Origin of the sequence: Bacillus sp. FSL R5-0560 (genome assembly GCF_037966305.1) — a bacterium.
Lineage (GTDB): Bacteria > Bacillota > Bacilli > Bacillales > Bacillaceae > Bacillus > Bacillus mojavensis.
This window is the reverse complement of the sequence record NZ_CP150195.1, coordinates 1,250,859-1,262,912: the sequence shown is the minus strand read 5'-3', so window position 1 is coordinate 1,262,912 and position 12,054 is coordinate 1,250,859. Positions and strand designations below refer to the sequence as shown.

General features: G+C 42.9%; 10 protein-coding genes and 1 other annotated feature. Of the genes, 1 reads left to right on the top strand and 9 read right to left on the bottom strand.

The window, feature by feature from the left end:
* Positions 1 to 2 precede the first annotated feature (2 nt).
* The 3 genes from oppC to oppA all read right to left on the bottom strand — a co-directional run bounded on the left by oppC (position 3) and on the right by oppA (position 3,609).
* Complete coding sequence (oppC, locus tag NST56_RS06320; RefSeq protein ID WP_010333743.1) at positions 3 to 920, bottom strand: oligopeptide ABC transporter permease OppC; 918 nt, start codon at positions 918 to 920, stop codon at positions 3 to 5.
* Between the two features lie 3 nt (positions 921 to 923).
* Entirely contained in the window at positions 924 to 1,859 is a 936-nt protein-coding gene (oppB, locus tag NST56_RS06315) for an oligopeptide ABC transporter permease OppB (RefSeq protein ID WP_003239289.1), read from the bottom strand.
* Between the two features lie 112 nt (positions 1,860 to 1,971).
* The gene (oppA, locus tag NST56_RS06310) at positions 1,972 to 3,609 is read right to left on the bottom strand and encodes an oligopeptide ABC transporter substrate-binding protein OppA (protein ID WP_010333742.1); all 1,638 of its coding nucleotides are present in this window, start codon (positions 3,607 to 3,609) and stop codon (positions 1,972 to 1,974) included.
* Between the two features lie 470 nt (positions 3,610 to 4,079).
* Positions 4,080 to 4,291: a binding site (T-box leader), on the top strand.
* Between the two features lie 58 nt (positions 4,292 to 4,349).
* Between oppA and trpS the strand changes: the two genes are divergently transcribed.
* The gene (trpS, locus tag NST56_RS06305) at positions 4,350 to 5,342 is read left to right on the top strand and encodes a tryptophan--tRNA ligase (RefSeq protein WP_229147843.1); all 993 of its coding nucleotides are present in this window, start codon (positions 4,350 to 4,352) and stop codon (positions 5,340 to 5,342) included.
* Positions 5,343 to 5,381: 39 nt separating this feature from the next.
* Here the strand turns inward: trpS and NST56_RS06300 are convergent, their stop codons facing one another.
* From NST56_RS06300 to appD, 6 genes are all read right to left on the bottom strand, one after another.
* Positions 5,382 to 6,134, bottom strand: coding sequence for a YjbA family protein (locus NST56_RS06300; RefSeq protein WP_029441208.1), 753 nt, complete (start codon positions 6,132 to 6,134; stop codon positions 5,382 to 5,384).
* A 202-nt stretch (positions 6,135 to 6,336) separates the two neighbouring features.
* The gene (appC, locus tag NST56_RS06295) at positions 6,337 to 7,248 is read right to left on the bottom strand and encodes an oligopeptide ABC transporter permease AppC (RefSeq protein WP_010333739.1); all 912 of its coding nucleotides are present in this window, start codon (positions 7,246 to 7,248) and stop codon (positions 6,337 to 6,339) included.
* Positions 7,249 to 7,264: 16 nt separating this feature from the next.
* A complete protein-coding gene (locus NST56_RS06290) occupies positions 7,265 to 8,215 on the bottom strand; it encodes an ABC transporter permease (RefSeq protein WP_010333738.1) in 951 nt (316 codons plus the stop codon).
* A gap of 74 nt (positions 8,216 to 8,289) precedes the next feature.
* Complete coding sequence (locus NST56_RS06285; RefSeq protein WP_010333737.1) at positions 8,290 to 9,921, bottom strand: peptide-binding protein; 1,632 nt, start codon at positions 9,919 to 9,921, stop codon at positions 8,290 to 8,292.
* Between the two features lie 89 nt (positions 9,922 to 10,010).
* Positions 10,011 to 11,000, bottom strand: a complete 990-nt coding sequence (gene appF, locus NST56_RS06280) for an oligopeptide ABC transporter ATP-binding protein AppF (RefSeq protein ID WP_029441207.1) — start codon at positions 10,998 to 11,000, stop codon at positions 10,011 to 10,013.
* Positions 10,997 to 11,983 (bottom strand): oligopeptide ABC transporter ATP-binding protein AppD, encoded by a 987-nt coding sequence (gene appD, locus NST56_RS06275; protein WP_010333735.1) that lies wholly within the window; start codon positions 11,981 to 11,983, stop codon positions 10,997 to 10,999. The genes appF and appD overlap by 4 nt, the downstream gene beginning before the upstream one ends.
* Between the last annotated feature and the right edge of the window lie 71 nt (positions 11,984 to 12,054).

Genomic DNA, 12,054 nt, shown 5'->3' with positions numbered 1-12,054 from the left:
CCTTATTTACGTAACTTAGGATCCAATGCGTCTCTTAATCCGTCGCCGACAACGTTAAAACCAAACATGGTAATGCAGATAAAACCGGCAGGGAAAAACAAACGCCACGGATAATAGGTCAATGCAGGCAATCCGTCAGAAGCCATCGTTCCCCAGCTTGCAAGAGGAGCCGGAACACCAAGTCCTAAATAGCTTAAAAAGGCTTCTGTAAAAATTGCGGTTGGAACAGTTAGTGTCATCGTGACTAAAATAGAGCCCATTGCGTTCGGGACGATATGTTTAAACAGCAGACGGGATGTTTTCGCCCCGAGTGTCTGCGACGCAAGCACGTATTCCTGATTCTTCAGCTGCAGCACTTGGCCGCGGACGATTCTGGCCATGTTAATCCAGCCCGTAATCGTCATGGCAATAATAATCGTTAACAGCCCTTTCGGAAGAACAACCATCAGCAGGATAACCATTAATAATGAAGGAACAGCCCAAAGGATATCTGCGATACGCATCATAATCTCATCTGTTCTGCCTCCGCGGAACCCTGAAATACTGCCCCAAATCACGCCAATCAGCAAGTCAAGAACAGCGGCTGCGACACCGATAAAGATTGAAATTCGGGCACCTACCCATGTACGGACGAAAATGTCCCTTCCAAGATCATCAGTCCCGAACCAGTGATCTTTTGAAGGCGGCTTATCCGCATTTAAGAGATTGGTAGTCGAATAATCATATTTTGAGAAAATAGGTGCAAAAATCGCCATTAGAATAATGAGAATAATAATAACAAGCCCGACCATCGCAAGCTTATTGCTGCGGAAACGTAGCATCGCATCTTTCCAGAGGGAAAGGCTCTTTTTACTTATTTTCTCAGCATCGCCGGCATTCGCTGCGGCTGGTTCAAACATGTTTTTTGGAATGTTCTGCATGGCCTAGGCTCCTTTCTTTGCTTTGGAAAGCTTGATTCTTGGATCAATAATGCCGTATAACACGTCTACGATTAATACACATAAAAGCAGGATGACACTGAAGAACACCGTTACACCCATAATGACTGTATAATCACGGTTTGTAATACTGTTAACAAAGTGTGCACCAAGCCCCGGGATACCAAAAATGGTTTCAATGATAAAGCTTCCGGTTAAAACTTGAGCGGCCATAGGGCCCATATATGTAACGACTGGCAACAGCGCGTTTCGGATGGCGTGCCGCACTGTAACTGCTGGACGCGACAGCCCTTTCGCTTTTGCTGTGCGAATATAATCACTGTTTAATACTTCGATCATGCTTGAACGGGAAAGTCTGGCAATAAACGCCATCGGCATGGAAGCAAGAGCGATGGAAGGCAGAAAGGTGTATGCCCAGGACTCCCACCCCGCGACCGGAAACAGCCCAAGCTTCATGGAGAACACATATTGCAGCACAGCCGCCATGATAAAGCTCGGAACTGAAATACCAAAGATCGTTAAAATCGCGACGGTATAATCCTGCCACTTATTATGGTAAAGGGCTGCAATGACCCCAAACAATACACCTAATGCTAAAGCGAGGAGAATAGCTTCTGCTCCAAGAGTGAATGAAACGGGGAAACCTGAACTGATCAGGTCATTGACACTCTGACCTTTATATTTAAATGACGGTCCGAAATCCCACATTGCAACTGATTTCAAATAACTTACATATTGTACAAACAGCGGCTTGTCCAAGCCATAATGCGCATTTAAGTTTGCTTCAATTTCAGGCGGAAGCTTTTTCTCACCTGAAAATGGCCCGCCCGGTGCTGCTTGCATTAAGAAGAATGTCACGGTTACAATCACAAATAATGTGATGATCATATAGACTAAACGTCTTCCGATATATTTTAGCAAGGGGGAACACCTCCATGGTTTTTACTTTTTTTATACTCCATCAGTAAGAAAGAAAGGTATATGGGGCTTTTTTCCCCATATACCTTGAGGTCTTTTATTTTCAGATAAAGCCTTATTTAAAATATGCGTTTCTGAAATAAACCTCACCAGTACCTGGCATGATAACACCTTTTAGGTTTTCATCCTGTACCCATGTATCAGTGTAGAAATAGATTGGAGCAACTGGCATTTCATCAATGAAAATATTCTCTGCTTTTTTCAGCAGCTCTGCACGTTTTGTTTTATCTGTTTCAGTTTGTGACTGGTTCAGAAGCTTTTTGAATTCTGGATTTTCCCAGCCGGTATCGTTATTTCCTCCGTCTTTGTCACGGAACAGCTCAAGGAAGTTAATCGGATCGTTGAAGTCGCCAAGCCAGCCCATACGGCCGACTTGATAATCTTGGCTGTGAAGCTTATCAATATATACATTCCATTCTGAGTTATCAAGCTCAATATTAACGCCTAAATTTTTCTTCCACATTTCTTGCACTGCTTGAGCGATTTTTGCATGTGCATCATCCGTGTTATAAGATAATTTGATTTTCGGCAGGTCAGATGCCTTGCTTAAGCCCATTTCTTTCAGGCCTTTTTCAAGGTATTCTTTTGCCGTTTTGACATCGTTGTCTTTGAAGTAGCCTTCTTTGTTATCTTCAAATCCTTTCATTGTCGGCGGAACCGCGGCCATAGCCGGGATTTGCTCACCTTGTGTAACGTTTTTAACAATCGATTGGCGGTCAATTGCATATGTTAAAGCTTTACGGATATTTATGTTGTCTAACGGCTTCGCTTCAGTGTTAAATTTGTACCAATACACACCTGCAATCGGCTCAACATGTAAAGAACCGTCTTTTTTCAAGCTAGGCAGAGATTCAGTCGGAAGCTGTCCGAGCGGCATACCGGCCCAATCAAGTTCACCAGCTTGGAATTTTTTCAGTTCAGTATTGTTGTTGTTGATCATAACCATATTGATTTTCTTCAGTTTGACTTTGTCTTTATCCCAGTATTGATCATTCTTTTCAAGATCGATAGATCCGCTGTGTTTCCATGCCGTCATCTTAAATGGTCCGTTTGACACGTAATCATCTCCGGCATCTGTGTTCCACTTTTTGTTTTTCTCTGCAATTTTTTTGTTAATCGGCATATAAGTATAAAATGCTGTTAATTCAGTGAAGTATGGAGTCGGGTTGTTTAGCTCAACCTTTAATGTTTTATCGTTTTCAGCTTTCACTGCCACATCATCAAGGCTTCCTTTACCGGTATTTGCCGCCTCAGCACCTTTTATGTAGTAGAGCTGGTAAGCGTATTGTGATTCGTTATTAGGATCAAGCGCCCATTTCCATGCATATTCAAAATCTTGCGCTGTGACAGGGTCGCCATTTGACCACTTTGCACCATCACGAATCGTAAACGTATAGGTTTTTCCATCTTTGCTTGTTTCAATTTTAGAGGCTGCACCTTCTTCGGGCTCACCATCTGCATTAATACGTGTCAATCCTTCAAAAGTCTGACGGATAACACCGCCTGATACCGAGTCATTTGCCAATCCCGGATGTAAGGAGAACGGCTCAGTTTTAATATTAATGTTAAGAGTTGTCTTCCCTTTGCTGTCTTTTTTCCCATCACCGTTTGAACCGCTGCCGCCAAAGCCGCATGCGCTCAGTACGAGAGTGAAAATGAGCATTAACGTGACAATCGACCAACGTTTTTTCATATCCACAAACCCCCTAATAATCATTTTTCAGCTCCTTACGGCTAAATCCTCAGAAATATCAGACAAATGAACCTGAATTTGCATAACTTTTATTCTGTTCCGTCTTTTCTGATTATTTTTGTAAAAAAGCTGTAACAATAGAGTGAACAAGTTCATTATAATGAAACAAATTCTTTATTGCAATATTATTTTATCAATTTAAAATTTTTAAACTTCGTTAGTTTTTCTGCCAATAACGCGATATCCTTCTACCGTTTAAAGCGTAAATTGATTAAAAACTATTGTAGGAGTTTCCAATCCATATTGCTTTATACATATAATATCTAGCTGTTTAACCGCTGAGAGCAGTTATCATTTGGGCGATTTACGGCTGTTCTATTATTTATATCATTACAATTTTCATGCAAAAAGAATGTTTTTTCAGGATGACAATTGGTTATAATTGATTTATAATGAAGCAATCAAAAGAAAAGCTTGCTATGAAAAAGAGTAGTACACATTTCACCCGTTTGAAGAGAGTCTGCGGTGCTGGGAGCAGATAACGGGCAATGTGGAATGGACTTTGGAGCAGCTGACCGAACCAAAAAGTAGGCTCAGCCGGAGCAGTCTCCGTTACAAACGCCAGAGTGATTCCATTTTAATGGAATAATCAGGGTGGTACCACGGTTCATTCGTCCCTTTTTTACAGGGGAAGAATGAGCCTTTTTTATTATGTTTTAAGAAATGAGGTTGATTTTCCAATGAAACAGACGATTTTTTCAGGCATCCAGCCGAGCGGTTCCGTTACACTCGGCAACTACATCGGTGCAATGAAGCAGTTTGTCGAACTGCAGCATGATTATAACAGCTATTTTTGCATCGTAGACCAGCATGCAATCACAGTTCCTCAGGATCGGCTTCAGCTGAGAAAAAATATCCGCAGTTTGGCGGCGCTTTATCTAGCTGTCGGTCTCGACCCTGAAAAGGCAACGCTGTTTATTCAATCAGAGGTTCCCGCACATGCACAGGCCGGTTGGATGATGCAGTGCGTCGCTTATATCGGCGAGCTTGAGCGAATGACTCAATTTAAGGACAAGTCAAATGGAAAAGAAGCAGTTGTCTCGGGCCTGTTAACATACCCGCCGCTGATGGCTGCAGATATTCTGCTGTACGGTACAGATCTTGTGCCTGTCGGCGAGGATCAAAAGCAGCACCTTGAGCTGACACGAAACCTTGCAGAGCGATTTAACAAAAAATATAACGACATCTTTACAATTCCGGAAGTGAAGATTCCAAAAGTAGGCGCTCGGATCATGTCTTTGACTGACCCGCTGAAGAAAATGAGTAAATCTGATCCGAACCAGAAATCTTTTATTACATTGCTGGATGAACCAAAGCTGCTTGAAAAGAAAATCAAAAGCGCTGTGACTGATTCTGAAGGCATTGTAAAATTTGACAAAGAAAACAAACCTGGCGTTTCCAATCTACTTACGATTTATTCAATTCTCGGCAATACGACGATTGAAGAGCTTGAAGCGAAATACGAAGGAAAAGGCTATGGCGAGTTCAAAGGTGATTTGGCAGAAGTGGTAGTCGGTGCATTGAAGCCAATTCAAGACCGTTATCATGAACTGATTGAATCCGAAGAATTAGACCGGATTCTTGATGAAGGCGCTGAGCGGGCGAACCGGACAGCGCACAAAATGCTCAAAAAAATGGAAAACGCCATGGGTCTTGGCCGAAAAAGACGCTAATCAAAAACCGCTCTTGCGATTTGCAAAGAGCGGCTTTTTTTAGTTTACCTTTGATTCATTTTCCATTTCCCAAAGCTTCTCGAAAAAAGGCTGTCCTTTGATCAGATTTTCGCAAAAAGCCAAATGCTTGTCCGACCAGCCTTCAATTGTTTCGTTATACAGCATGTCCCAAATCTCTTCAAAGCTCATCCGTTTGATTTGTTCATACATATGCGGGTTCCACTCTGTGTACCAGTAGCCGATCTCCGCACGGTTTTTCAGCCCTTTTAATTGATCCAGCGCCATAAACATAAGCTGCTTAATTTGCCGCTCTTTTCTCGTTAATCCTCTGACGTGCTCTGGTGCCAATGATAAGATATGATATTCTTTTGAGGACTCCAGCTTCTTCGGCTCAAATTCATACGTTTCCGGCTCTACATCTTTCACCATTTCATACACGAGCTGCTCCTGCCGCGGGATAAGGCGGCTTTTTCTGACAGGGATCGTGTAGCCGATTGTATCAACAGCCAAAATGCCGATTCCGTCTGTCACAACAAAACAATACTCCAGCTTTGTGCGTTCATGATTTTTGCGAATGTACGATTTTTGATGAACCTCTTCAAGCAAATCTTTCGGAAGCTCTGACAAATCATTTTCTATGTAATGAAACAGTACTGACGGCACCCTTAAGAGAGGCACCTGGTCCAAAAGCTCAACCGTATCTTCCTTGCGCCATTCATGAAAGTGGCATACATTGTAGCCATTTTCTTCCCCTTCAAACCAATTGACCCACACATCATGAAGAAATAACATCTCTAACCCCTCACTTTATAAAAACTGTTGTCCACAGTATAGGCAAGGTGCAGAGAAATTATTCCATAGAGATTGAGGAAATCTGGAATAACTGGGTTTCTTTTATGAACACAAGAAGCAGACTTCCTCGTATATTTTCTGACAAAGGAAATCTGCTTACTTCAGGAATTCGTTACATTTTCTAACGAAAAAGATTTTCATTTTATTTAATATTTTTAGGATCCAGAGCATCCCGCAAGCCGTCTCCGACAAAGTTGAAGCACAGCACAGTAATTAAAATAAATAGCCCGGGAAATAATGGGTACCACCATGCTTGAATCATCACTGTGAAATTTTGTGCGTCTTGAAGCATATTTCCCCAGCTTGCGATTGGCGGCTGAATCCCGAAGCCTAAGTAGCTCAGCGCGGACTCAGCGAGAATGACTGAGCCTACCTTTAATGTTGCTGACACAATAATCGGTCCTAACGCATTGGGGAGAATATGTGAAAAGATAATTTTGTGCGTCTTCGTTCCGATTGTTTTAGCAGCCAGAACGTATTCCCTTGAACGAAGCGATAGAAACTCTCCTCTTACCAATCGTGCCGTTGTTGTCCAGCCGGTGAGACAGAAAATTAAAATTAGTTTGTCCACGCCAGGCTTGAAAATGGTAACCAGCGTGATCAGCAAGAAAATATCCGGAATGGATAATACAATGTCGACTAAACGCATAATGACAGCGTCGACTAATCCTCTGAAATAACCTGCTAACGCCCCTAATACAGTTCCGATTAAAATAGAACCGACTACAGAAGCAAAACCGACCAATAAAGAGACGCGCGCTCCATACAAAATCCGGCTGAAAATATCGCGGCCGAATTTATCCGTTCCCATTAAATGTTCAAGGCCCGGCGCTTTATACTTGTCAAGCAGGCTTTGCTGCTCTTGGGGGTAAGGTGCAATCAAAGGAGCGAAAACAGCCGACATAATAATGATAAACAGAATGACGGCACCTAGAATGGCCAGCTTGTTTTTCGAAAATTTTTCCCAAAAGATCTTGGTCATCGTCTCTGGTTTTTTCGAAATGTTTTCTTTCAGTCTAATCTCCGGCGAGGGAGTTGTTTGCAGCTCTGACATCTCTGTTTCCCTCCTCTTAATATTCGATCCGCGGATCAACAATCGCGTAAAGGATGTCTGCAATGAGGTTTCCGATCACGACAAGCACTGCCGAAATCACGGTCATTGCCATAATAACCGGATAATCACGCTGGAATGCCGAATCGACAAACAGTTTTCCCAGCCCCGGCCAAGTGAAAATCTGCTCTACAACAACCGCTCCGCCGATAAATGAGGGAATCATTAAACCGAAGATCGTAATAACAGGCAATAGCGCATTCCGCAAGCCATGCTTAAATAGCACACGATTTTCTTTAAAGCCTTTTGATCTGGCTGTTCGGATATAGTCTTGGTTTAACACATCAAGCATATTTGACCTAGTATATCTCGTTAAGCCAGCCATATCTGCCGTAGCTAACACAAATGCGGGTAATAACAAATGATGAATCCGGTCTAATAAGCTAAAATCTGTGTTAAGAGTAGCGACTCCCCCAGTTGGGAACCAGCCGAGGTTCACAGCAAACACCATAATTAAAATCAGACCGAACCAAAAGTTCGGAATGGCTAAACCGATAAATGAAGTAAATGTAATGCCATAATCCAGTTTTGAATAAGGTTTTTTTGCAGAAATCACGCCAAATGGGATTGAAATGATCAGCGCCAAAATCGTCGACACCAGCATAAGGAGGAGTGTGTTAGGTAGCCTTGCTATAATCAGCTCTGAAACAGGCGTTCCTTTTCTGATAATGGACGTCCCGAAATCCCCTTGAACCATATTGCCGAGCCATTTTAAATATTGAACGTATTCCGGGTCATTCAGGCCGTATTTTTCAATAAACTGCGCTCTGTCTGCCTGGCTGATGGTAGGGTCCATCATAAGCGTCATCGGATCTCCGGGAGCCGCTTTCATAATGACAAAAGACAAAATTGTAATTCCTAATAAGATAGGAATTGAAGCTAATGTTCTTCGAATGATATATGTAACCATATTCTTGTCCCCTTTGTGGTTCTTTTTCAATATAGAAGGGGAAGGAAATTCGCTCCCTCCCCTTCAAGGGAAAATTATTGGGCAAGCCACCATTTTTCAATCTGATATAGTTCACGTTTCGGATGATACACATAACCCTCTAAGTTAGCTGGCATCGCCATATGGTTGTTCGGATAATAAAGGAAGGTGTACGGCTGATCTTCAGCAAGCTTTTGGTAAATCTTCTCATAGGCTTTAGAGTATTCCTCACGGTCACTGATCGATTTTGCAGCTTTCAGAAGTTTATCGACCTCTGGATTTTTATACCACATGTTATTTAAGCCTTTTTCAGACTGGCTTGAATGGAAAATATCGTAATGATCCGGGAATGTGGACAGGCTCCAGCCTAATACCATTGCGTCATAGTCCCAATTAGGGGCGCTGGTTTGCTCAACAAGCGCACTCCATTCCACGATTTGCGGCGTTACTTTAATACCGACTTTCTTCAGCTGCTCTTGAACAACAACTGCAATATCTTCACGCACCTTATTTCCTTGGTTCGTTTTCAGGGTAAACTCGAATTTTTTGCCGTCTTTATCTAGGATGCCGTCACCGTCAGTATCTTCCCAGCCGGCTTCTTTCAGCATCTTCTTCGCTTTTTTCACATTGTATTTAAATTTAGGCACTTCTACGCCTTTCGGATAGTTCCAGGAAGCCGGACTTTCCGGGATATAAGCGACCTCTCCGTCGCCATCCAATACAGTTTCAACCATCGTTTCACGGTCTAACGCAGTGGTAAGCGCCTGGCGCACTTTTTTGTCTTTAAAGAGCTCGTTTTTCTCATTCCAGCCGATATATGAATAGCTCAGCGCCAAGTCTGTTACAACCTTGACATTATTAAACGATTCAGCTGTCTTATAATCAGTTGACGGAACGTTAAAGAAATCAATATCCCCCGCTTGAAGCTGGGCAACCGCAGCATTGGCATCAGGAATGATTTTATACGTCACACTGTCTAAATACGGACGCCCGTCATAGTAATCATCATTGGCAACGAGCTTCACGTATTGTCCATCTTTCCATTCTTTAAATTTGAAAGGCCCTGAGCCGATCGGATTTTTTCTGTTAAATTCATTATCTTCAAGCTGCGCAACAGGTACATCTTTTAAAATATGCTCAGGAAGAATGCCGTAGCTGTCCAACGTATTGTTATAGAAGTTAGGGTCTTTGTATTTCAGGGTAAATAAAACCTCGTAATCTCCCTTTTTCTCTACTGACTTCAGCATCTCAAAGTTAGAGCCGCGCTCACCTTTGTAATCCTTGTTCAGCGGGATGTTAAACGTAAATACTACATCGTCGGCAGTAAGTTCTTCTCCGTCATGGAACTTCACGCCTTTTTTGATTTTTACATCATATTTCAGTCCGCCATCCAGCTCTTTGACACTCTCAGCCAATGACATTTTGACATTTAATTTTTCATCTGTTTTTGTTAAAAAGCTATAAATCATTTGTTCAATATCCGTACTCGATTCATCAGTTGAATATAATGAGTTGAAAAGTGTCGGAGCACCGATTGAACCCACAACCAAATCCCCGCCTTGCTGCGGTTTTCCGTTTGATTTTTTCTCACTGCTGCTGCTCGATTTTGATCCCGAGCAGGCCGATAAAAAGATGGCCATCACCATCAATACACTTAGCATCATCAGTGCGGTTTTACGTCTTTTCATTCCATATTCCCCCTCTTGAAATGGTCGTTCTTCTTAGCTGCTGTTTATGTAGTATGCATACCCCCTCTCAAAGCTGTGTGGGCGACAAGTTAGCTATAAAGGTGACAAGCCACAAAATGGCTGGGAGCAGCTTCTTTGAATTCTGGTATTTGTTCCTTGCATATTGGTTTTGCAACGGGACATCTCGTATGGAAAACACAGCCTTTTGGCGGATTGGCCGGGCTGGGCAGTTCTCCTTTCAGGACGATGCGTTCGCGTTTGACAGATCCTTTTTTTCTTGTAACCGGGACAGATGATAAAAGCGCTTGGGTGTATGGGTGGAGCGGATTGTCATATAACTCGTGCTTATCGGTCAGTTCCATCATTTTGCCAAGGTACATTACCCCGACTCTGTCGCTGATATGGCGGACGACACTTAAATCGTGAGAGATAAATAGATACGTCAGATTAAATTCTTCCTGCAATTCTTCCATTAAGTTGATGACCTGGGCCTGAATCGATACATCAAGTGCAGAAACCGGTTCGTCTGCAATGATAAGCTCCGGATTCAGCGTGAGGGCTCTCGCAATGCCGATCCGCTGACGCTGTCCGCCGGAAAATTCATGAGGATAGCGGGAGGCAAACGACGGATGAAGACCTACTCTCGCAAGCAGCTCTTCGACTTTCTCATTTCGTTCTCGCATCGTGTACATATGGTGCGTGTTAAAAGGCTCCTTAATAATAGAACGCAGCGTTTTTCTTGGATTCAGCGAAGCGAATGGATCTTGAAAGACCATCTGGATATTTTTGCGGACGTTTTTTCGTAAATTCTCCTCTGACAGATTGGAAATATCCTGCCCCTTAAAGAAAATTTGGCCTTCAGTCGGTTTGTACAGCCTGATCATCGTCCGGCCGGCAGTCGATTTTCCGCAGCCCGATTCTCCAACGATTCCAAGTGTTTCTCCTTTTTTTAAGGAAAACGAAACACCGTCCACCGCTTTTACATCACCAACTTTTCTTTGAAAAAAGCCTGAGCGGATCGGGAAATATTTTTTCACGTCCCGAAGTTCTAAAATTGTTTCCTGATTAGCTGCTGTCATGATTGTTCGGCACCTTCTTCCTCATATAAAAAGCATCTCACTGACCTTCCGCTTTTATGTGTCAAAAGCGAAGGCTGATGGGTCCAGCATTTATCCATGGCTTTTGGGCACCTTGGAGCAAAACGGCACCCCGGCGGCAGATTATCTGGTGTCGGCACGCTGCCTTTAATCGCATTTAATTTATCAATCTCTCCATCTATGACGGGAATCGACATAAGCAGTCCTTCTGTATAAGGATGAAGGGGCTCTAAAAATAACTCATCGACTGAAGCATTTTCTACGACTTGTCCGCAGTACATGACAATCACTCTGTCGGCTGCTTCCGATACAACACCTAAGTCATGTGTAATCAGCAAAATTGACGTATCAAACTTCTGGCAGAGATCCTTCATTAGCTCCAGCACTTGGGCTTGTATCGTCACGTCTAACGCCGTTGTCGGTTCATCGGCAATCAGCAGTTTTGGATTACAGCTGAGCGCGATGGCGATCATTACCCTCTGTCTCATTCCGCCAGATAGACGGTGCGGATATTCCTTCATAATTTGCTCCGCTCTTGAAAACCCAACCATCTTCAAGAGTTCGACGGCTCTTTGATATGCTTCTTTTTTCTTCATGTTTTTATGGTAAATCAGCACTTCGGTAATTTGTTCTCCGATCGTTAACACCGGATTGAGGGAGGTCATTGGTTCTTGAAAGATCATGGATACTTCGTTTCCGCGGATTTTGCAATAGTCATTTTCAGTGAATGAGGTGAGGTCCTTGTCTTCGAGTTTAATCGTACCGTCCATGATTTTTCCGCCTGAGCTCTGGACAAGACCCATAATAGACAATGAAGTAATACTTTTGCCGGAGCCGGATTCGCCTACAAGCGCGACGGTTTCGCCTTTTTTGATGTAGAAATCGACTCCGTCCACCGCAGGGATCGGCTCCTTTTTTCTAAAAAAATAAGTCTTTAAATTATTCACTTCTAAAAGTGTGCTCATGCTAGCTCCCCTTTCCCCCTCTTGTCGTCAAACGTTTTCAAGAGAAAGTAATCCCTTTATTCAGAAATAAT